The following is a 21,641-nucleotide window of genomic DNA, read 5'->3' as shown; positions in this document are numbered from 1 at the left end:
CCGTCAATTCTTTGACGGCGATCCGGTGCTTATGCAGCCGGCTTCGCCTGACGGCGCCAACTATAGCCCTTGCCAGCGTCCGCGTCACGCACAGCCGGTTGATAATGATGCGGAATTCCCGTCAGGCGATGTTCCGTGAGGCGCTTTATCGCAGTCTCGTTGGTGACAGCGAAGCTGTCGATGCCGACCCGCTGCATCAGCGGAATCTGGTCGATCAGCACGTCGCCGACGGCGCGCAGTTCGTTGGTGTATCCAAGGCGGTCGCGCAGGAGGGATGCATGGCTGAAGGCCCGGCCATCGTTGAACGCCGGGAAGGCGACAGCGACGATCTCAAGCCGATAGAGGTAGGGCTCGAGCTTGCGAATATCGTCCGCCGGCTTGATCAGCACGCCGAAGCCGACCTCGTTGCTCTCGTCGGCCCTGGCGATCAGCTCGTCCAGGCCGAGAAGGGGCTTCTGCCCCTCGCCTGCCTTCACCTCTTCAGTCTCGATCACCCAGGGATCGTTCTCTACGAAGCCGGTTTCTCTCCAGATCTTGGTCATCGTCCCCTCCTTACGCCGCTTCTGCCGCCGAACCATACAGCGCGTCCTTGAACGGCTGAGGACCAACGCGGCGATAGGTTTCGAGGAAGATCTCAGACGGCTCCTTGCGGATTGTCAGATAGGTGTTGACGATCGTTTCGATCGCGTCGGTCACCTTGTCGGGCTCGAAGCCGCGGCCGATGATCTCGCCGATCGACGTATGCTCGTCGCCCGAACCGCCAAGCGTGATCTGGTAGAGCTCAGCGCCCTTCTTCTCCACGCCCAGCAGGCCGATATGGCCGACATGGTGATGGCCGCAGGCATTGATGCAGCCGGAGATCTTGATCTTCAGCTCGCCGATCTCAGCCTGCCGATCCGGATCGCCAAAGCGCCGGGAGATTTCCTGCGCAACAGGAATGGAGCGCGCATTGGCGAGCGCGCAGTAGTCCAACCCCGGACAGGCAATGATATCGGTGATCAGACCGGCATTGGCCTCGGCGAGGCCGATGGCGACGAGACCGCGATAGACCGCTTCGAGATCGGCGAGCGCCACATGCGGCAGGATCAGGTTCTGCTCGTGGCTGACGCGGATTTCGTCGAAGGCATATTCCTCAGCGATATCGGCAATGGCATCCATCTGGCTATCCGAAGCATCGCCCGGAATGCCGCCGATCGGCTTCAGGGAGATCGTCACCATGCCGTAGTCGGGATGCTTGTGCGGCTGCACGTTCTGCTGCACCCAGCGAGAGAAAGCCGGATCGGCCTTCTTCCAGCGAGCGAGATTTTCCCAGCCTTCGGCGCGATCCTGCAGGGCCGGCGGCGCAAAATAGGCGGCGATGGCTTCGACATCAGCTTCCGGCAACTTCAGCTCGGATTCCTTGAGTTCCGCGAACTCTCCCTCGACCTGACGCGCCAACTCTTCCGCGCCTGTTTCGTGCACGAGGATCTTGATGCGAGCCTTGTATTTGTTGTCGCGACGGCCATGCAGGTTGTAAACGCGCACGATGGCTGTCGTATAGGACAGCAGGTCCTCTTCCGGAAGGAAGTCGCGGATCAGCTTGGCGATCATCGGCGTGCGGCCCTGGCCCCCACCGACATATACGGCAAAGCCGATTTCACCCTTCTCGTTCTTCTTCAGATGCAGGCCGATGTCGTGGACCTGGATCGCGGCGCGGTCACGTTCGGCACCGGTGACGGCAATCTTGAACTTGCGCGGCAGGAACGAGAATTCCGGATGCACCGAGGACCACTGGCGCAGGATCTCGGCGTAGGGGCGCGGATCCGCGATTTCGTCGGCGGCTGCACCTGCAAAATGGTCGGCAGTAACATTGCGAATGCAATTTCCCGACGTCTGCAGAGCGTGCATCTCAACGGATGCCAGCTCGGACAGCGCATCCGGGATTTCGGAGAGCTTCGGCCAGTTGAACTGCAGGTTCTGGCGGGTCGTGAAGTGGCCGTAGCCGCGGTCGTACTTGCGCGCGATATGAGCGAGCATCCGCACCTGGCGCGAGCTCAGCGTCCCGTAAGGAATGGCGATACGCAGCATGTAGGCGTGAAGCTGCAGATAGACGCCGTTCATCAGGCGCAGCGGCTTGAACGCGTCTTCGGCAAGCTCACCGGAAAGGCGGCGCTGCACCTGGTCGCGGAACTGCTCGACGCGCTCGGCGACAAAAGCGTGGTCAAATTCGTCGTAACGATACATCTGCTTCCTCAGACTGCGATGAATGCGGGGTCGGCGGGCTTGTAGCCCGGCGCGTATTCCATGGTTGGGCCCTGGGCACGAATGCGTTCGCGCAAGCGCAGCGGCCACAGCACGCCGTTGCTCTCCTGAACCTCGACGACGGCTACGTCCACGACCTGATTGTCGGCATAGGACTTCTTGCCAATTGCTTCCAGCGCATCGACGGCTTCTGTATGGCGAGCAACAAGGGCTTCCTGCAGCGAGGTCACCCATTGGCCGTTGGCGTTCAGCCAGACAGCGATGCCATCCGTCAGTCGGTTGGCAGTCAGGACCTTGTCCACCATGTTCAGCTCCTTGCAAATTCCTCGGACCGGGCGCGTTCGCGCACGAGCGGTTCCGACAGTTCGAAATTGGCGCCTGCTACAGCATCGCCGATAATGACCATAACCGGGCCGGTCAACTCGTCACGGTGCTGCAGATCAGGAAGATCCCGCAGAATCCCATGCAACAGCCGGCGATTGGGACGGCTGGCATTCTCGATGACGGCGACAGTGGTTTCTGCCGGAAGGCCAGCCTGCATCAGGCGCTCGGCGACGGAAGCGGCGACGGTGCGCCCCATATAGACGGCGATCGTTGCGCCTGAGACGGCGAGGCTTGCCCAATCCGGCAGGACATCACCCGTCAGATCGTGGCCGGTCGTGAAGACCAGCGAGGATGCCACGCCACGCAACGTCAGCGGCAACTCGAAATCGGCGGCGGCGGCGAAGGCCGAGGTGATGCCGGGGACCACTTCATAGGAAATGCCCGTAGCCCGCAGCGCTGCCATTTCCTCACCTGCCCGGCCGTAGACCAGCGGATCGCCGGACTTCAGGCGAACCACGCGCTTGCCTTCGCGACCGAGATATACCAGCAGATCGTTGATCTCTTCCTGCGACTTCGAATGGCATCCCTTGCGCTTGCCGACCGACAGGCGCTCGGCGTCGCGGCGGCCCATGTCGACGATTTCCTGCGGCACGAGGGCATCATAGACGATGACATCGGCCTCCATCATCACGCGCTGGGCGCGCAGCGTCAGCAGGTCCGCAGCACCCGGCCCGGCGCCGACGAGCCAGATGTGCCCCTCGACCTTCTCAGCGGACCGAAACAGGCCGTTGGCTGCACGGCGAGCCTGCGGCAGGTTCTCGCTGGCGACAGCATCGGCGACCGCGCCGGAGAAGAAGCGGCGCCAGAACAGGCGGCGCGCAGCGCCCTTCGGGACGAGATGCTCGACGGTCTTTCGATAGCCGATGGCAAGATCGGCCAGCCGCCCAAGTGATGGTGCAAGAAGTTGATCGACCTGTGCACGGATCATCTGTGCGAGCACCGGTCCCGCGCCTTCGGTGCCGATAGCGACAGCGACCGGCGCGCGATTGACAAGAGCAGGCGTGAAGAAATCGCAGTAGTCAGACTGATCGACGGCGTTGGCGGGCACCTTTTCGGCGCGCGCGGCCTCAACGATGGCGCGATCCTGCGCCGCGTCTCCGGTCGCAGCAAAGACGAGTGTTGCCCCACGGACTTGCTCGTCCACAAAAACTGCGCGCACCGTCTCAATCCGATTGGCGATCAGATAGGCGTGGTAATCGGCCTCAGGATGATCGGTATAGGCAACAACCCGTGCCTGCGTGTTCAGCAGCAAGCGAACCTTGGCGAAAGCCTCGTCGCCATTGCCGAAGACGGCCGCGATCCTGCCCTCGACGCGAAAGAAGGCAGGGAATACCGACAGTTGTTCAGTCTTGGGAGACATCATCAATCCATTTCGAAGTTGCCGGAATATGCACTCTCTGCCCAGGCAAATGAAGAAACAGAAATTCCAATGCCCGCGCGCGCACGTATTCTTTTACTCGCTCTCTCAATGATTTGAGTAAAAGTCACCGGTGCGGCGCAGCGGACACACCTGCGTCTGCCGCAGCGCAGCAGAAAGGCTGTGACAAATCCCGCTCCCCGTCGAAATCGGCATTTGCCTCGCCTGCCGCTACCGGTAGAGTGCGGCCACCAAGGAGAAAGCCATGTCCGACCAGACCATCGCCGCCCGCCTGCTCAACGTCATGGAACAGGACATCCTGCCGATGACCGAACGCGGCGTCGCTGCCGGCAACAAGGTGTTCGGCGCTGCGATCCTGCGCAAGTCCGACCTCTCGCTCGTCATCGCCGAGACCAACAACGAGCTTGAAAATCCGCTGTGGCATGGCGAGGTGCACACGCTGAAGCGCTTGTACGAACTGGGCGAGAAGCCAGCCACCAAGGATCTCATCTTTCTGTCGACGCACGAACCCTGCACCATGTGCATGTCGGCGATCACCTGGGCCGGGTTCGACAATTTCTACTATTTCTTCAGCCACGAGGATTCGCGCGACGCCTTCGCCATTCCTCACGACCTGAAGATCCTGAAGGAGGTTTTCGGTCTGGAACCGGGTGGCTACAGGCGCAGCAATGCGTTCTGGAACAGCTTTGCCATTGCCGATCTCGTCGAGACCGAAGAAGAGCATTTGAAGGCCGAACTGAAAACACAGACTGCGCGCATCAAGGCGCGGTACGATGCGCTCTCGGAAAGCTACCAGGCGTCGAAGAGCGACAACGATATTCCACTGAACTGAGTGACCATGGAAGCCTCAAAAGACATTTCGCGCCTGATCGAGATCATGGCCGCGCTGCGCAATCCGGCAACCGGCTGCCCCTGGGACATCGTCCAAACGTTCGAGACGATAAAGCCCTACACGATCGAGGAGGCCTATGAAGTCTCCGACGCAATCGAGCGCAATGACATGGACGACCTCTGCGAGGAGTTGGGCGACCTGCTGCTGCAGGTCGTGTTTCATGCGCGCATGGCCGAGGAAGCGGGAGAATTCTCCTTTGGCGACGTCGTTGAGGCAATCACCCGCAAGATGATCCGCCGCCATCCGCATGTCTTCGCCCGTTCTGATGCCGACACGCCCGATGCGGTGAAGAAGCAGTGGGACGACATCAAGCAGGCAGAAAAGCGCGAGCGCGCCGAACGGCGAGCCAAGCGCGGCGTCAGCGAGGATTTCAAGGCGGGGTTCCTCGGATCGGTCCAGCGGAGCTTCCCTGCCCTGACAGAGGCGCTGAAGCTGCAGGAACGCGCTGCAAAGGTGGGCTTCGATTGGTCAGCGCCCGAACCGATCCTCGACAAAATCGAGGAGGAAATCGGCGAGTTGCGTGTCGCCTTAGCGGAAGGCGATCAAGCAAAGGTCAGTGATGAGCTCGGCGACCTCATCTTCGCCGTGGTCAATATCGGCAGGCATGTAAAGGCTGACCCGGAAGATTCCTTGCGCGGAACGAATACAAAATTTCGTAGACGTTTCAGTCATATCGAAGCCGTTCTTGACGCGGAAGGCGAAACTTTGGACGCGGCGAGTCTGGAGCGGATGGAAGAAATCTGGCAGGCGGCGAAGGCTATCGAGCGGCAACTGGGCTGAGCCGACATCCTTACCTTGCATGAGGCCCAGTCCGGGCGTAATGCAAAGCCCGCTGCAGGGAGCTCTAGCGTTCCCAATCCTCTTTCGCGACTTTCGGCCCGTTGCCCAGGCGGCGCTCCAGTTCGACCGCTTCGGTTTCCGAGAGACGTACATCGAGCGTGATCGACCCGTCCTCGTTGTCCTCGCGGTTATCGACGATCGCATGATCGTAGAGCCAAGGCAGCAGCGCCAACTTGTCGACAGGCAAGCGCACAGTCGCTTCGGTCAGCACGCCTGACAGTCTGCGGCTGATCTCTCCCATCAGCGTATCGATACCCTCGCCGCTGATTGCGGATAGGGCGACGACGTTCTCGGCACCACTCGCCTTCTGGACGATGGCATCGTGCGCTTCCGGCTCAAGGCGATCGATCTTGTTCCAGACTTCGATGATGCGCTTGTCGCCCTCTTCCTCGTCGATGCCGAGGTCCTTCAGGATGCGGAGCACGTCGGCACTCTGCGCCTGATTGTCGACGTCGGACATATCGCGGACATGAAGGATCAAGTCGGCTTCCAGCACTTCTTCCAGCGTAGCGCGGAAAGCGGCGACGAGGTGGGTCGGAAGGTCCGAGATGAAACCGACGGTGTCGGAGAGGATCACCGTGCGGCCATGTGGCAACTTCATTCGGCGCAGCGTCGGATCGAGCGTTGCGAACAGCATATCTTCGGCCAGCACGCCTGCCCCGGTGATCCGGTTGAACAGTGTCGACTTGCCGGCGTTGGTATAGCCGACGAGCGCCACGATCGGATGCGGCACCTTCTTGCGCTTGGCGCGATGCAGCTGGCGGGTGCGGACCACCTGTTCCAGCTCACGCTCGAGCTTGACGATGCGGTCCTGCAGCAAGCGACGGTCGGCTTCGATCTGGGTTTCACCAGGACCACCCATGAAGCCGCCACCGCCGCGCTGACGCTCAAGGTGGGTCCAGCTGCGAACCAGACGGCCCTTCTGATAGTTCAGATGAGCTAGATCGACCTGCAGCGTGCCTTCCTTAGTGGAAGCGCGACGGCCGAAGATCTCGAGGATGAGGCCAGTGCGGTCGATGACCTTGGCGTTCCATTCCTTCTCGAGATTGCGCTGCTGTACCGGTGTCAGCGGATGGTCGACGATCACGAGACCGGAATCATTCGCATCCAACGTCGCCTTGATCTCTTCGATCTTGCCCGTGCCCATCAATGTTGCGGGTCGCGGATCGCTGACGGTGACGATCGTGCCATTCACCACATCGAGGTCGATCGCCTGCGCAAGACCGGTCGCCTCTTCCAGGCGGCTCTCGGGCGTGCGGGTGACCACAGGCGCAGCATCGCCCGCACTGCGTCCGGCGCGCCCCTGCTTGAGCAGGGGCACGACGACGGTCGCGCGCATATCATCCCGGTGCTTGGCTGCTTCCGGGATGATCGAATCGTTTTTGGTATCGCGTGTCGAGATAATTGCAGGTCCCGTTAGGAAGCAGCTTCTTCGCTTTCGAACATCTGCATCGGCTGGCCGGGCATGATGGTCGAGATTGCGTGTTTATACACGAGTTGCGAATGGCCGTCACGGCGAAGCAGAACGCAAAAATTGTCGAACGAGGTGACAACTCCGGTCAGCTTCACGCCATTGATCAAGAAGATTGTCAGTGAAATCTTTTGTTTGCGTACAGTATTGAGAAATAAGTCCTGCAGATTCTGAGAACGTTCCGCCATCGCGCCGCTTCTTTCTTTATTGCCGGCTTCATTCCGCCGGTGAAATACTAATCAACCTCGCCTGCAGGCAGYCGACAACCCTCATCCCATCTGCCCAGAAAGTCTTGGTATCAAATCGCAATCTTTTCCGCAACGTCGAAAAAGGCCTCCCTAATTTTCTGGGAGACGCTGCCTGGATGGCCATTTGCGATCGGCTGGCCATCGATCGACACAACCGGAAAGCAGATGCTCGTGGCCGCCGTGATGAACACCTCACGCGCCGCAAGCATCTCCGCGACCGAGAATTTCCGCTCCTCGATCTTCAGGCCCAGCTTGGCGCCGACATCGATCAGCGTCGTGCGGGTAATGCCGCGCAGAATGCCGTGTTCAGCCGGACGCGTAATGAGAGTGCCGTCGCGATCGACGATCCAGACATTGGTCGCAGCTCCCTCTTTCACCATCCCATCGGGGTCCACAAAGATCGCCTCCTGCGCACCGGCTTCCTTCGCGTGCTGGCGCGCCATGGCGTTCGGCAAGAGACCGACGGACTTGATATCGACACGGTCCCAGCGATTGTCGGGCACGGTGATCGCCTTGATGCCTGTCGCGTTCTTCCTCGCGATGATCGAAGGATCGGTGCTCTTGGCGGTGATGACCAGCGAGGGCAGCGTTCCTTCTGCGGGAAACACATGATCGCGCCGTGCAACCCCACGGGTGATTTGCAGGTAAAAGAGACCGTTGCGGACGCGATTGCGCCGCAGCGTTTCGCGAATAACACGGGTCAGCGCGTTGCGGCTCATTGGCCAGGCAATACGCAACTCACCAAGCGATCGGTCCAGCCTGTTCAGATGGCGTGTAAGATCAACGATATAGCCATGCCTGATTTCACAGACTTCATAGACGCCATCCGCGAACTGATAGCCTCTATCCTCGATATGGACCATTGCATTCGAGTGCGTGACATAGCGGCCGTTCACATAGGCTATTCTGGGCATGGTGAACCTGTGCGGGAGTTATAGCAGAGAGAATTAGGACGGCGCCGCAGCGCCGCCCGTGTCTCAGACGCCGAGCGACTTCAACTTGCGGTGAAGCGCCGAGCGCTCCATGCCGACAAACTCCGCGGTGCGCGAGATATTGCCGCCAAAGCGATTGATCTGCGCGATCAGGTAGTCCTTCTCGAACATCTCTCGTGCCTCGCGAAGCGGCAGCGTCATGATGTGATAGTCGTTCTTGGCCGAAACCTTTGGCAACATGTCGCCAAGGTCAGTCGGCAGCATCTCGGCAGTGATCGGCGCATCCGGACCGTCGGAACGGGCAAGGATCATCAGCCGCTCGATGTTGTTGCGCAGTTGGCGGATATTGCCCGGCCAATCATGGGCCTGTAGCACGGCCATCGCGTCGTCGCCAATGCGGCGGGGACGGATGCCGGCCTGTTCGGAAATCTGCCGCATCAGCTGATCGACCAGGAACGGAATGTCTTCGCGCCGTTCGGCGAGTGCCGGTACGCGCACGGGCACCACGGCAAGGCGATGATAGAGATCTTCGCGGAACCAACCCTCGGCGATGCGGGTCTCGAGATTGTAGGCCGTCGACGAGATGATGCGCACATCGACCTTCACCCGCTTGGAGCCCCCCACGCGCTCGAACTGCTGATCGACAAGAACGCGGAGGATCTTGTTCTGCGTCTCGCGCGGCATTTCGCCGACTTCGTCGAGGTAGAGAATGCCACGGTGTGCCTCTTCCAGTGCGCCGATCTTGCGCGCCTGGCCAGGCGACCCTTCCGTACCGAACAGCGCAATCTCCATGCGATCAGGGGTGATATTGGCGGCATTCAGTGCCACGAAGGGACCATTCGCGCGCGTCGACTTCTTGTGGATCATACGGGCCACAAGCTCCTTGCCGGAACCTGACGAACCAAAGATCATGATGCGGCTGTTGGTCGGCGATACCTTCTCGATCGTCTGGCGGAGCTGCGAGACGGCAACGGAGGTACCGATAAGTTCGACCGGATCGCCAGCCTTGCGCTTGAGTTCGGATACTTCGCGCTTCAGCTTCGAATTCTCTAGCGCGCGCTCCGCGATCAGGATCAGTCGATCGGCCTTAAATGGCTTTTCGATGAAGTCGAACGCGCCCCGCTTGATGGCGGAAACAGCCGTCTCGACGTTGCCGTGACCCGAGATCATGACGACAGGGATGTCCGGGTGGCGCGTCTTGATCTCGTCCAGAAGCGACAGACCGTCGAGCTTGCTGCCCTGCATCCAGATGTCGAGGAAGATCAGCCGCGGCGCACGATCGGAGATCGCAGCCAGCGCACTGTCGCTGTCATGTGCCGTACGGGTCTCATGTCCTTCGTCAGACAGGATACCGGAGACGATCTCGCGGATGTCGTGCTCGTCGTCGACGACCAGAATATCAGAGGCCATAAACACTTTCCTTGTCACTTGCGGCCGGAGCAGAAGGCGCAGTTTCCAGACGTGGCAGATGCACGCGGATCATGGCCCCTCTTCCCTGGTCGAAATCAGCGGGCGCATCATGCAATTCGAGCTGCCCACCATGTTCCTCAATAATCTTCTTTACGATCGCCAGGCCAAGTCCGGTGCCCTTCTCGCGCATCGTCGTATAGGGTTCCAGAATGCTGTGGCGGTTTTCGACCGGCAGGCCGCGACCGTTGTCGATCACATCGACGGTGAAGCGATCCCGCGCCGGATCGAGCGAGGCACGAACGAGGATCTTGCGCTCGTCGCGCTCTCCGCTCGGCACGGCTTCAATCGCCTCCACGGAATTCTTGATCAGATTGCCGAATGCCTGACCGAGCATGCGGCTGTCGAACAGCCCTTCCAGCGGCTGGTCGCCCAGTTCCTGCTGGAAGCTCACGTGGCTGTTGCCCATCTCGCGCAGGAACACCGCATCATGCAGGATCTTGCGGAGATCGCTCGGCTCCTTGATCGGCTTCGGCATCCGGGCAAACGACGAGAACTCATCCACCATGCGGCCAATGTCACCCACTTGCCGGATGATGGTCTCGGTGCACTGGTCGAAGACGCTGCGGTCATCCTGGTTGATCTGTTTGCCGTAGCGGCGCTGAATGCGTTCTGCCGACAACTGAATCGGCGTCAACGGATTCTTGATTTCATGAGCGATGCGGCGGGCGACGTCGCCCCATGCCGTCGAGCGCTGTGCGATAACGAGGTCGGTGATGTCGTCGAGCGTGATGACATAGGATTCGCTCATGTCGCGTACTTCCTCGCGCGTCACCTGGACGCTCAGCGTCCGCACGGTGCCAGCTCGCACGAGGGCAATCTGCTTGCGGAAATCGCCGCGATAGCGGGAGGCGGCTTCCGTCAGGACCTGGTCGACTTCGGGCGCGATCTCGGAGAGTTGCTTGCCGAGCATGTCCGACGCCGGCAATGCCATAAGCGCTTCTGCGGAACTGTTGACGATGGTGACCCTGCGATCGTGCTCGACACCGATGACCGCGGCGGTCACACCGGATAGAACCGCTTCAATGAAACGACGGCGGTCGTCCACCTCATCCTTGGCCTCCAGGATCTCGTCGCGCTGCGTGCGAATTTCCGAGATCATCTTGTTGAAGGTCCGCGAGAGGTTGGCAACATCGCCGTCCACGGAATGGACAGGCACGACAATATCCATGTTGCCGGAGGCCACGCTGTCCGCCGCCGTAATCAGCAGACGGATCGGACGCACGATACGGTCAGCCACGGCAATTGCCGTCCAGATGGCGGCCAGCAAAACGATAAGGGCAAAGCCGATGTAGAGAACCGCGAAGGCGATCTGCAGCGAGAAACGCCCTGCCTCCATGGATTTGTATTCTGTGGCGTTCTCCTCCATGAGACGCATTGCGCCCATGACCTTGGGATCGACCGCGCGGACCGTGTAGAGGAACGCGCCGTCAATCGCATCGAGCTTGATGATGGCGCCCACCAGGTTGGTTATGCCCGGCGGAATCAAGGTCGGCTGGCCGGCCGCGGCCTTGTTCAACGCATCCTGGGGAATTGCCGGCAACGGCTTCTCGGTCTTGATATCAGCCTGGGTGATCACCGAGCCGTCAGACTGGACAAGGAAAGCACCGAGCAGCCCGCGGCCCCGCGCCTGCCGCGTCATCAAATCGGAAAAGCCGGTGCGATCGAGATTGAACAGAGCCCTGTTGCGCTCGAGGTCATTCGCCATCGAGACAGTCTGGCCCTGCAGGTAGCTCGCATTCTCCATCATGTAGGCCTGCCCGATGTTTCGGGAGGAACTGACGATCGATTGCGTGCGGAGCGCAAACCACCGGTCGAGGCCGGCATTCAGCGTAATACTGGCGAAAATCGCAACAAGGATCGCGGGGGTGATCGCGACGATTGAGAAGAGCACAACGATGCGGATATGAAGGCGCGCCGCCGCTCGCCCGCGTTTCCGCGCCTTGAGCAGGCGGGAGACCTCACGTGCGATGAGGGCCATCAGACCCAACACGAAAAACGAGTTCACGACAACCGAGGTGACAACGACATGGTAAGTCGGCGCGATCGGGGTCAGCCCGAGCAGAACGAAGAGCGTCAGCGTGGCACAGAGAAGCGCACCACCGGCAAGGATCAGGCCCGGCAGCGCAAACAGGGCACGGCGATCGGTCACGGCCGTGACAGCTTCGCCTTCCGCCGCAGGCGGCATTGCATCCTGTTCCATTCGCTTATTTCTCCTGGCGGCAGGCAATCGCCTCCGCCGCTCCCGCGGACCAGGGCGGAAGCCGCCAGCCTGCCTCCGCAACGCAACGGCAAGTGCCGCTGCTCTCTTAGACAGCTCCGAAAACCCGAACCCCATGCGTGACTTCTAAGCAACGCATTGTGGCGAAAATGCAACGTCGCCAGTCACATTGTCAAGCAGTGCGGGAGCTTCTGTACACCGATACGCCAAGCTCTCTGATCTTCTTGCGCAGCGTATTGCGGTTCAACCCCAAAAGGTCAGCCGCCTTGATCTGGTTGCCGCGCGTCGCCGTCAGCGCGGCTAGAATCAGCGGATACTCCATTTCCGTCAATACACGATCGTAAAGCCCGGGTGGCGGCAGGCCGTCGCCGAAACCGGCGAAGTATGTCCGCATGTTTTCTTCGACAGCCTGGGCGATAGTCATGTTGCCGTTACGGATCGGCCCCTTGTCGATCGGGCTGTCCGGCACATCGGACCGAAGCTCGGCTTCGATGATTTCGCGGGTGATCACATCCTGTGGATAAAGTGCCATCAACCGGCGAATGAGGTTCTCGAGCTCGCGCACGTTGCCCGGCCAGGCGTAGGCTTTCATCAGATCGAGCGCCTCCTGATCGAAGCGCTTGGAGCCAAGGCCTTCCTTTTCCGCCTGCTGGACGAAGTGGCGCACAAGATCCGGGATATCCTCCGCACGATCACGCAACGGCGGCAGACGCAGCGGAACGACGTTTAGACGATAGTAGAGATCCTCGCGGAAAAGTCCCTGATTGATCGCCTGCTTCAGATCCTTGTTGGTCGCCGCGACGATCCGAACGTCGGTGCGGATCGGTGTGCGGCCGCCGACAGTGGTGTACTCGCCTTGCTGCAGGACGCGCAGGAGGCGCGTCTGGGCATCCATCGGCATATCACCAATTTCGTCGAGGAAAAGCGTGCCGCCTTCGGCCTGCTCGAAGCGACCGGTCGAACGCGTCTGGGCGCCGGTGAACGCACCCTTCTCGTGGCCGAAGAGCTCGGATTCGATCAGATCGCGCGGGATCGCCGCCATGTTGATCGCGACAAACGGCCCGTTGCGGCGCTTGCCGTAGTCATGGAGCGCCCTCGCCACCAGTTCCTTGCCGGTACCGGACTCGCCGGTGATCATCAGCGTCAGATCGGTCTGCATCAGGCGCGCAAGGACGCGATAGATTTCCTGCATCGCGGCCGAACGGCCGACAAGCGGCATTCCGTCCTGCATGTCCTCGTCAAGCTTGGCTGGCCTGCGCTTCGGCTCGGCCAGCGCACGGCCGATGATGCCGATCAGTTCCGTCAAGTCGAATGGTTTTGGCAGGTAATCGTAGGCGCCCTTTTCGGAAGCCTTGATCGCCGTCATGAAGGTGTTCTGGGCGCTCATGACAAGCACGGGGAGATCCGGGCGGGCCTTCTTGATGCGCGGCAGGAGATCGAACGCATTTTCATCCGGCATCACGACATCGGTTACGACAAGATCGCCCTCGCCTGCCGACACCCAACGCCAGAGCGTGGCGGCGTTGGAGGTAATTCGCACGTCATAGCCGGCGCGGCTCAGAGCCTGATTAAGCACGGTACGAATTGCCGCATCATCATCCGCGACGAGGATCGTTGCTGTCATCGAGTAGGTCCTGTGGGAGTTATGGTCGTTGCGTCGTCCACCGATGCGTCCTTGGAGGCCGGCATCAAGACGCGGAATGTCGTGCGGTTGGTCTGGCTGTCGCATTCAATAATGCCGCCGTGGTCCCCAATAATCTTAGCGACGAGCGCGAGGCCAAGGCCGCTGCCGTTCGTCTTGGTCGTAATGAACGGATCAAACAGATGCGGCAGAAGGTCCGCCGGCACGCCCGGACCGTTGTCCTGAACACAAAATTCCAGCGGCAGCGAAATCTTTTCGCGCGTGCCGGCGACCGACAGACGAATGCCGGAGCGGTAAGCCGTCGTCAAAACGATCTCGCCATCCGGGCGATCGCCGACGGCTTCGGCGGCATTCTTTACGAGATTGAGGAACACCTGAACAAGCTGATCGCGGTTCGCGTAGACCGACGGCAACGACGGGTCGTAGTTCTCGGTGATCCGGAGGTGCCGCGCAAATCCCGCCTTCGCCACGGCCTTCACGTGATCGAGAACGGAGTGGATATTGACCGGCATCCGATCAACGGGGCGTTCGTCCGAGAAGACTTCCATGCGGTCCACGAGCGAGACGATGCGGTCCGTTTCGTCGCAGATCAGCCGCGTCAATGCGCGGTCGTCGTCGACGACCGATTGCTCTAGCAGCTGCGCTGCACCGCGAATACCGGAAAGCGGATTCTTGATCTCATGCGCCAGCATGGAGGCAAGCCCCGTGACCGAGCGGGCCGCCGCACGATGCGTCAGCTGCCGGTCGATCTTGTCCGCCATCGACCGCTCTTGGAACACGATCACGACGGAGCCTGGATCGCTGACGACAGGGGCAACATACAAGTCGACAAGCTTGTCCTGTCCGAGGCGCGGCGAGCTCAAGTCGACGCGATACTCGTTGATCGGTGCTCGCCGTTCACGAACCTGGTCGATCAAGGCCAGCAGCGGACTGCCAAATGGGATAAAGGTCGAGATCTTGTACCGCGCGAGGTGGGCTGCGCTGGCACCGAAGAAGGCTTCCGCTTCCCAATTTGCGAAGGCGACGAGGCCAGCCTCGTTGACCATCACGACCGGATTCTGGATCGCGTTGAGCACAGCGATCGCAACTGCGCTAACGCCGTTGTCGATCGACGATGGCACGTCATTCGTCATGCAGCCTCCCGGGTCTGCGTGTTCGATGCCGCAGCCATAAATGCATTATAAAACCTTGCAGCTACGTCGTCGGGCTCCCGCGCCGTCATGATCGCGGCCTTTTCCTGCGCTGCAAGACCAGGCGCAAAACGGTCGAGATACCAGCCAAGGTGCTTCCTTGCATGGCGAACGGCGACTGCCTCACCGTAAAATTCGAGCATCATTCTGTAGTGCTCGGTCGCAATGTCGGGGACTTCCCACACTTCGGGCGCCGGTTGCCCAGCCAATACGCCGGCGTGCCACGGCCTGCCCTGGCAGCCCCTACCGATCATGACGGCATCGGCTCCCGAGCGACGCAGAATCTCATGTGCATCCTCGACGGTTTCGACATCGCCGTTTGCAACCAAGGGCACGGTAATGGCATCGCGAACCGCGCGGATCGCATCCCAGTCTGCCCGACCCTCGTAAAACTGCATGCGCGTGCGGCCATGGATCGTAATAAGCTGAACGCCAGCCTGTTCGGCGCGGCGCGCGATCTCGGGCGCGTTGATCGAATTCTCGTCCCAACCGAGCCGCATCTTCAGGGTCACGGGAACGCTGACGGCCTTGACTGTCGCCTCGATGAGGCTGAGGGCGTGATCGGGATCGCGCATCAAGGCGGAGCCGGAGTAACCGCCAATCACTTTCTTGGCGGGGCATCCCATGTTGATATCGATGATGTCGGCGCCATGGTCGGCAGCGATCCTCGCGGCCTCCGCCATCCAATGGGCTTCACGGCCAGCGAGCTGAACCATGTGGGGCTCAAACCCCGCGCTTTCGAGGCGTGCCCATGATTCGGCAGTGCTGTTGACCAGTTCGCGGCTTGCTACCATTTCGGTGACCACAAGCCCTGCGCCATGACGCCACGCCAGTTGCCGGAACGGCATGTCCGTCACGCCAGACATAGGCGCCAGTACAACACGGTTCCTGACTTCCACAGGTCCAATCCGCAAAGGTGATGCGAGGTCGAAGCTCAACAATTGATTATCTTTCAGGCACGCGAAATGCGTGCACTATTTTTAGACAGATTTGAATGGCTTGCCAAGAGGGCAGTGCGCGAATTGACATTTTTCGAGCAAATGCTGGAATTCGATGCGCCAAGCCGCTAAGCACCGGTGTAAAAATCGCGCTTTGAGGATTTATGCCGCAAATGCATCAAAAGCAACCAGCAATAGGTATCGTCGTCGTCGCGGCCGGCCGCGGCGAACGCGCGGGCGCCTCCGAAGAGGGACCGAAGCAGTATCGGGCGATTGGCGGCAGGCCTGTTATCACTCACACACTGGAGAAGTTCGCCAGCTGGGAGCTTGCCCGCCACATCGTCGTGGTCATTCACCCCGACGACGAGGCGCTGTTTGCTAAGGCTGCCGGGCAGGTCCAGTCCGGCACGCCGATCGATGCGGTTCACGGCGGCGCTACGCGCCAACAATCCGTCTTAGCGGGACTACGCCATTTGCGCGGCAAGAATATCTCGCATGTTCTGATCCACGACGCAGTGCGTCCCTTCTTCGATCATGCGCTTCTCGATCGCATCGCTGGCCTGCTCTCGGAGGGCGTGCCGGCAATTCTCCCCGCCATGCCCGTCGCCGACACGCTGAAGCGAGCAGATCATGATGGAACGGTCCTCGACACCGTTTCCCGCGATCATCTCTACGCAGCGCAAACGCCGCAGTCTTTCGCCTTCGAGCCCATCCTTGCCGCCCACGAAAAGGCGGCCGTGGCAAATCTCACCGATTTCACCGACGACGCCGCCATTGCCGAATGGGCCGGTATTCCGGTGCGGATCGTCGAGGGTCTGGCGGACAATGTAAAACTGACGGTCAAACGGGACATCGCAATGGCAGACAGCAGACTTTCAGTACAGGCGCTCCCCGATGTGCGCACCGGCAACGGCTACGACGTCCATCAGCTCGAGCCGGGCGACGGCGTAACGCTCTGCGGCGTCTTCATACCGCATGACCAGAAGCTCAAGGGTCACTCCGACGCGGACGTAGCGCTCCACGCGTTGACTGACGCACTGCTTGCGACCTGTGGAGCGGGCGACATCGGCGATCATTTTCCGCCATCTGATCCGCAGTGGAAGGGCGCGCCGTCGCGCATCTTCATCGAACATGCGGCAAAGATCGTGCGCGAGCGTGGCGGCGCCATCATGAACGCCGACGTGTCGCTGATCGCCGAAGCACCGAAAGTCGGGCCGCATCGCGACGAGATGCGCGCCAATCTGTCCGAGTTCCTGGGCATCTCGATCGACCGCTGCTCAGTCAAGGCGACGACCAACGAGAAGATCGGCTTTGTCGGCCGGCGCGAGGGCATCGCCGCGATCGCCACGGCAACCGTCGTCTATCGGAGCACATGAGATGAGCACCTTCCCGAACGACATCATCGTGCAAGCAGAAGCGATCATTCGCGATTTCACGGCAGCTGGGCTGATGGTTTCGACCGCGGAATCCTGCACCGGCGGACTGGTCGCTGGCGCGCTCACGGAAATCTCAGGATCGTCCTCTGTCGTGGACAGAGGCTTCGTCACCTACACCAATACCGCCAAAATGGAGATGCTTGGCGTGCAGGAGGAAACGCTGATCCGCTTCGGCGCGGTCTCCGAGGAGACGGCGCGGCAGATGGTGCACGGCGCCCTCTTCCGCTCCCGCGCCGCCATTGCCGTCGCCGTGACGGGCGTTGCCGGGCCAGGCGGCGGATCGGTGGAGAAGCCGGTCGGCCTCGTCCACCTCGCGGCCAAGTCGCGCTCTGGCGGGCTTATTCATCGGAAGATGCTCTACGGCGACATCGGTCGCAGTGAGGTGCGGCTTGCGACGGTCAGGACCGCGCTTGGTATGATCCAGGAATTGGCTCAGCCGTAAATCTTCGTCGCCCGCGTTTCGAAGGCTTCCGAGAACATGCGGAAGGCGCGATCGAACATCGACCCCATGACCGCCCCCAGGATGCGGCTCTTGAACTCGTAGTCGATGAAGAAGTGGATGTTGGAGCCTGTTGCCGTCTCCTCGAAACGCCAGCGGTTGTCGAGATAGCGGAATGGTCCATCAATATACTTGACCTCGATGAGGCGCTCGGCCCGGTTCAACAGCACCTGCGTCGTGAAGGTTTCGCGGATCGCCTTGTAACCGACGGTCATATCGGCGATCAGCAGAACCTTGCCGTCACGCTCCTTGCGGCTGCGAATGCTCAGCGCCTCGCAGAGCGGAAGAAACTGAGGATAATGCTCGACGTCGGCGACGAGATCGAACATCTGATCGGCGGAATGCGGGACGGAGTGATGCGTTTCGAACTGAGGCATGATCGGCAGTTAAGTAGGAGCGCCGAGAAGATCAAGAAGGTGGTTCACCTCCCGCCGGCTTTTCAGCTGAAAAACCGGAACATTCGGGCCATGCTTGTCGAGCGCAGCAATCACCAGGGGCGCGAACCGCTTCTCGAACGTCCAGATGTAAGTGAGAAACTCCCGATCCGGCACTCGCTCCAGGCATCCGGGCGCCATGTCTGGCCGAGTCCTTCCGAGATGGAGGAACGCGCGTTTGCAGATTCCCCACAGACAAAGCCAGCGCGGCATACGTACCCAGACGACCAGTTCCGTGCGGGCGACACGAATATCGAAGGTGGATGGGCCGGTTCCGTCCATGAGCCACCGTTCGCCGGCGACGACGTTACCGATCAGATGGCGCTCTTCCTCTTTCGGGCGCTTGACCCAGCCCGGCAGCCAGAAGAACTCTTTATCCATGGAAAAATAAGGAAGATCGAGCTTGCTGCTGAGTTTTAGCGACAAGGTGCTCTTGCCGCCGCCGGAGCAGCCGATGACCATGATGCGCTCGGACTGGCGCAGCAGTGCGGCAACCTTGCGCATATCGTCGATATAAGCCGGCATTCTCGTCGCCTCCGCAAACAAAAAGCCGCGGGAAGATCGCCGCCGCTTTTGAAAAATGCAAGCGATCGTTGATTATTCCGCTGCGATCAGCAGCTTTTTCTCGCGTGCGGCCTTCAGGCGTGCGAAGTCGTCGCCGGCATGGTGCGACGAACGCGTCAGCGGGCTCGAAGCCACCATCAGGAAGCCCTTGGTATAGGCGACCGTCTCGTAGGACTTGAATTCGTCAGGCGTAACAAAGCTCATCACCGCGTGGTGCTTGCGGGTTGGCTGCAGGTACTGGCCGATGGTCAGGAAGTCGACCTCTGCGGTCCGCAAGTCGTCCATCAGCTGCAGCACTTCGTTTCGTTCCTCGCCGAGACCGACCATGATGCCCGATTTGGTGAACATGGTGGGGTCCAGTTCCTTCACGCGCTGCAGCAGGCGGATGGAGTGGAAGTAACGAGCTCCCGGACGAACCGTCAGGTAGTTGCCGGCAACCGTTTCCATGTTGTGATTGAAGACGTCGGGCTTTGCGGCAACGACGCGCTCCAGGGCACCGGGCTTCTTCAGGAAGTCGGGCGTCAGGATTTCGATGGTCGTCGTCGGCGAGGCAACACGGATCGCCCAGATCACCTTCTCGAAATGCTCGGCGCCGCCGTCTTCGAGATCATCGCGGTCGACCGAAGTGATGACGACGTGGGAGAGCCCCATCTCCTTCACCGCCTTGGCGACATTCTCCGGCTCGGCCATGTCAAGCGCATTCGGCTTGCCGGTCGCAACGTTGCAGAAGGCGCAAGCGCGGGTACAGATCTCGCCCATGATCATGAAGGTCGCGTGCTTCTTGTCCCAGCACTCGCCGATATTGGGGCAACCAGCCTCTTCGCAGACGGTGACGAGCTTGTGCTCCTTCACGATCGAGCGCGTCTCTGCGTATCCCTTGGAGGTTGGCGCCTTGACGCGGATCCAATCCGGCTTGCGCAGGACCTCCTGGTCAGGCCGATGAGCCTTTTCGGGATGCCGCACACGCTTGGTATCAGGATTGATAGTATCGAGAATGGTTACCATGGCAGTTCAAATCTCCGCCGCTCCATGCGGCAAAAGCCCTATCTATCGGCGGACGAGCCGCGCGACGAATATCAGCAAGCAGGCACCAAGAAAACCCGTGACGAAGTAACCGAGCCTGCCCCCGGCCACCTCTATATGAAATTGCGCCAGAATCGCGGTTGCGACCACCGAGCCGACGATGCCGAGCACGATATTGAGCAATACTCCGTAGCGAACCTCCATCAGCTTGCCCGCGAGCCAACCCGCAAAGCCGCCGATGATGATCGCTGCGATCCAGCCTACGCCTTCCATCCTGCCCTCGCCTCTTTACGATATCGCCCTTGCGATCAGAACCACGATGATGGCGCCGACACACCATAAACATGATGATCGACTCTTGCTTTTTCCACCTTCGACAATAGGGAAGAAACGATCAAGCGTTCAGGACACGACCATAAGCATCCAGAACCGCTTCCTTCATCGTTTCGGAAACCGTCGGATGCGGGAAGATCGTGTGCATCAGTTCCTCTTCCGTGGTCTCTAGGTTCATTGCGACGACAAAGCCCTGGATGAGCTCGGTGACCTCAGCGCCAACCATGTGGGCGCCGAGCAGCTCGCCGGTCTTCCTGTCGAAGATGACCTTGCAGAGACCCTGATCTTCGCCAAGCGCGATCGCCTTGCCGTTGGCGGCAAAGGAGAAGCGACCGACACGGATGTCGCGGCCCAATTCCTTGGTCTTGGCTTCCGTGAGACCGACGGAGGCAACCTGCGGGTTGCAGTAGGTGCAGCCCGGGACCTTGCCCTTGTCGGTCGCATGAACGTTCGGCAGGCCGGCGATCTTCTCGACGCAGACGACGCCTTCGTGCTCCGCCTTGTGAGCGAGCATCGGCGGGCCGGCGACATCACCGATCGCGTAAATGCCAGGAACGTTGGTCTTGCCGTAACCGTCGATGACGACGCAGCCGCGATCCGTCTTGACGCCGACAGCCTCAAGGCCGAGGTTTTCGATGTTGCCCTGCACGCCGACAGCCGAAATCATGCGATCCGCCGTGATTTGCTGTATCTTGCCATCCGACGTCTCGACATGCGCGGTGATGCTGTTGGCGGATTTTTCGACCTTCGCGACCTTGGCGCTCGTGAAGATCTTCATGCCGCGCTTTTCCATCTGCTTGCGGGCGATCGCAGTAACTTCCGCATCCTCGACCGGCATGATGGTAGGCAAGACTTCGACCACCGTCACGTCCACGCCCATCGACAGATAGAAGCTTGCGAATTCGATGCCGATCGCGCCCGAGCCCATGACGATCAACGACTTCGGCAGTACATCCGGCTTCAGCGCTTCGAAATAGGTCCAGATCAGCTTACCGTCCGGCTCGATGCCCGGCAGGGCGCGGGGACGCGCACCTGTTGCAACGATGATGTGCTTGGCGGTGTAAGTGCCCTCGCCCTTGACGCCCTTCGGCACGGGATGCTGTGGCTCGACGACCGGCTTCGACGACTTGCCGACGACGATCTCACCCGGCTTGGTGATCTTGGCCTCGCCCCAGATCACGTCGACCTTGTTCTTCTTCATCAGGAAGCCGACGCCTCCGTTGAGGCGTGCGGAGACGGCGCGCGAGCGGGCAACGACCGCCTTCACGTCGGCGCTGACCTTGCCTTCCAGCACGAGACCGTAGTCCTTCAGGTGGTTGGAATGGTCGAGAATTTCGGCCGAGCGGAGCAGAGCCTTGGTTGGAATGCAGCCCCAGTTCAGGCAAATGCCGCCCAGATGCTCGCGTTCGACGATCGCGGTCTTGAGACCGAGCTGGGTGGCGCGCACAGCGGCGACATAGCCCCCGGGTCCGGAGCCGATGATGATGACGTCGTAGTTCTCAGCCATG

21 protein-coding genes are annotated in these 21,641 nt (G+C 60.6%); 4 read left to right on the top strand and 17 right to left on the bottom strand.

Annotation, left to right across the window (positions count from 1 at the left end; genetic code table 11):
* Window positions 1-29: 29 nt before the first annotated feature.
* The 4 genes from AC1DPR_RS20490 to cysG are packed head-to-tail and all read right to left on the bottom strand — an operon-like array spanning window position 30 to window position 3,985.
* Window positions 30-542, bottom strand: coding sequence for a DUF934 domain-containing protein (locus AC1DPR_RS20490; RefSeq protein WP_477817043.1), 513 nt, complete (start codon window positions 540-542; stop codon window positions 30-32).
* 10 nt (window positions 543-552) lie between these two features.
* Window positions 553-2,223, bottom strand: a complete 1,671-nt coding sequence (locus tag AC1DPR_RS20485) for a nitrite/sulfite reductase (RefSeq protein ID WP_018858785.1) — start codon at window positions 2,221-2,223, stop codon at window positions 553-555.
* 8 nt (window positions 2,224-2,231) lie between these two features.
* The gene (locus AC1DPR_RS20480; protein ID WP_018858786.1) at window positions 2,232-2,546 is read right to left on the bottom strand and encodes a DUF2849 domain-containing protein; all 315 of its coding nucleotides are present in this window, start codon (window positions 2,544-2,546) and stop codon (window positions 2,232-2,234) included.
* A gap of 2 nt (window positions 2,547-2,548) precedes the next feature.
* Window positions 2,549-3,985, bottom strand: coding sequence for a siroheme synthase CysG (cysG, locus tag AC1DPR_RS20475; protein ID WP_026371996.1), 1,437 nt, complete (start codon window positions 3,983-3,985; stop codon window positions 2,549-2,551).
* A 262-nt stretch (window positions 3,986-4,247) separates the two neighbouring features.
* Here cysG and AC1DPR_RS20470 point away from each other — a divergent pair, with 262 nt between their 5' ends.
* Window positions 4,248-4,835, top strand: a complete 588-nt coding sequence (locus tag AC1DPR_RS20470) for a nucleoside deaminase (protein ID WP_018858788.1) — start codon at window positions 4,248-4,250, stop codon at window positions 4,833-4,835.
* 6 nt (window positions 4,836-4,841) lie between these two features.
* Window positions 4,842-5,675, top strand: a complete 834-nt coding sequence (mazG, locus tag AC1DPR_RS20465; protein ID WP_018858789.1) for a nucleoside triphosphate pyrophosphohydrolase — start codon at window positions 4,842-4,844, stop codon at window positions 5,673-5,675.
* 64 nt (window positions 5,676-5,739) lie between these two features.
* On the opposite strand, the gene hflX is transcribed toward mazG, so the two are convergent.
* The 8 genes from hflX to dusB all read right to left on the bottom strand — a co-directional run bounded on the left by hflX (window position 5,740) and on the right by dusB (window position 15,772).
* Complete coding sequence (gene hflX, locus AC1DPR_RS20460; RefSeq protein ID WP_018858790.1) at window positions 5,740-7,074, bottom strand: GTPase HflX; 1,335 nt, start codon at window positions 7,072-7,074, stop codon at window positions 5,740-5,742.
* A gap of 77 nt (window positions 7,075-7,151) precedes the next feature.
* The gene (gene hfq / locus AC1DPR_RS20455; RefSeq protein WP_003539403.1) at window positions 7,152-7,394 is read right to left on the bottom strand and encodes an RNA chaperone Hfq; all 243 of its coding nucleotides are present in this window, start codon (window positions 7,392-7,394) and stop codon (window positions 7,152-7,154) included.
* Window positions 7,395-7,504: 110 nt separating this feature from the next.
* Window positions 7,505-8,368, bottom strand: coding sequence for a D-amino-acid transaminase (locus AC1DPR_RS20450; RefSeq protein WP_026371997.1), 864 nt, complete (start codon window positions 8,366-8,368; stop codon window positions 7,505-7,507).
* A 63-nt stretch (window positions 8,369-8,431) separates the two neighbouring features.
* Window positions 8,432-9,796, bottom strand: a complete 1,365-nt coding sequence (ntrX, locus tag AC1DPR_RS20445; protein ID WP_018858792.1) for a nitrogen assimilation response regulator NtrX — start codon at window positions 9,794-9,796, stop codon at window positions 8,432-8,434.
* Window positions 9,786-12,056 (bottom strand): sensor histidine kinase NtrY-like, encoded by a 2,271-nt coding sequence (locus AC1DPR_RS20440; RefSeq protein ID WP_018858793.1) that lies wholly within the window; start codon window positions 12,054-12,056, stop codon window positions 9,786-9,788. The genes ntrX and AC1DPR_RS20440 overlap by 11 nt, the downstream gene beginning before the upstream one ends.
* A gap of 190 nt (window positions 12,057-12,246) precedes the next feature.
* On the bottom strand, window positions 12,247-13,698 hold the full coding sequence (ntrC, locus tag AC1DPR_RS20435; RefSeq protein WP_018858794.1) for a nitrogen regulation protein NR(I): 1,452 nt from the start codon (window positions 13,696-13,698) through the stop codon (window positions 12,247-12,249).
* Window positions 13,695-14,849 (bottom strand): two-component system sensor histidine kinase NtrB, encoded by a 1,155-nt coding sequence (locus AC1DPR_RS20430; protein WP_169683867.1) that lies wholly within the window; start codon window positions 14,847-14,849, stop codon window positions 13,695-13,697. The genes ntrC and AC1DPR_RS20430 overlap by 4 nt, the downstream gene beginning before the upstream one ends.
* Window positions 14,846-15,772 carry a tRNA dihydrouridine synthase DusB gene (dusB, locus tag AC1DPR_RS20425; RefSeq protein WP_477817070.1) on the bottom strand — a complete coding sequence of 309 codons (927 nt, stop codon included), beginning with the start codon at window positions 15,770-15,772 and terminating at the stop codon, window positions 14,846-14,848. Before dusB ends, AC1DPR_RS20430 begins: the two co-directional genes overlap by 4 nt.
* A gap of 236 nt (window positions 15,773-16,008) precedes the next feature.
* Between dusB and AC1DPR_RS20420 the strand changes: the two genes are divergently transcribed.
* Together AC1DPR_RS20420 and AC1DPR_RS20415 are read left to right on the top strand one after the other, a co-directional pair.
* Window positions 16,009-17,220 (top strand): bifunctional 2-C-methyl-D-erythritol 4-phosphate cytidylyltransferase/2-C-methyl-D-erythritol 2,4-cyclodiphosphate synthase, encoded by a 1,212-nt coding sequence (locus tag AC1DPR_RS20420; RefSeq protein ID WP_113471318.1) that lies wholly within the window; start codon window positions 16,009-16,011, stop codon window positions 17,218-17,220.
* 1 nt (window position 17,221) lies between these two features.
* Window positions 17,222-17,722 (top strand): CinA family protein, encoded by a 501-nt coding sequence (locus AC1DPR_RS20415; RefSeq protein ID WP_018858798.1) that lies wholly within the window; start codon window positions 17,222-17,224, stop codon window positions 17,720-17,722.
* On the opposite strand, the gene AC1DPR_RS20410 is transcribed toward AC1DPR_RS20415, so the two are convergent.
* The 5 genes from AC1DPR_RS20410 to lpdA form a co-directional block, all read right to left on the bottom strand.
* Window positions 17,713-18,156: a type II toxin-antitoxin system RatA family toxin gene (locus tag AC1DPR_RS20410; protein ID WP_007790436.1), complete on the bottom strand. Its 444-nt coding sequence runs from the start codon at window positions 18,154-18,156 to the stop codon at window positions 17,713-17,715. The genes AC1DPR_RS20415 and AC1DPR_RS20410 overlap by 10 nt on opposite strands.
* A gap of 9 nt (window positions 18,157-18,165) precedes the next feature.
* Window positions 18,166-18,738, bottom strand: a complete 573-nt coding sequence (locus tag AC1DPR_RS20405; protein ID WP_026371999.1) for a P-loop NTPase family protein — start codon at window positions 18,736-18,738, stop codon at window positions 18,166-18,168.
* A gap of 72 nt (window positions 18,739-18,810) precedes the next feature.
* Window positions 18,811-19,782, bottom strand: coding sequence for a lipoyl synthase (gene lipA, locus AC1DPR_RS20400; RefSeq protein WP_018858800.1), 972 nt, complete (start codon window positions 19,780-19,782; stop codon window positions 18,811-18,813).
* Window positions 19,783-19,824: 42 nt separating this feature from the next.
* A complete protein-coding gene (locus tag AC1DPR_RS20395; protein ID WP_018858801.1) occupies window positions 19,825-20,073 on the bottom strand; it encodes a GlsB/YeaQ/YmgE family stress response membrane protein in 249 nt (82 codons plus the stop codon).
* Between the two features lie 121 nt (window positions 20,074-20,194).
* Window positions 20,195-21,640 carry a dihydrolipoyl dehydrogenase gene (gene lpdA / locus AC1DPR_RS20390; protein ID WP_018858802.1) on the bottom strand — a complete coding sequence of 482 codons (1,446 nt, stop codon included), beginning with the start codon at window positions 21,638-21,640 and terminating at the stop codon, window positions 20,195-20,197.
* Between the last annotated feature and the right edge of the window lies 1 nt (window position 21,641).

It is taken from the genome of Rhizobium sp. 01T417, from assembly GCF_056398905.1.
Note: the sequence above shows the minus strand (reverse complement) of the source record. Positions and strands in the feature narration are given on the sequence as shown.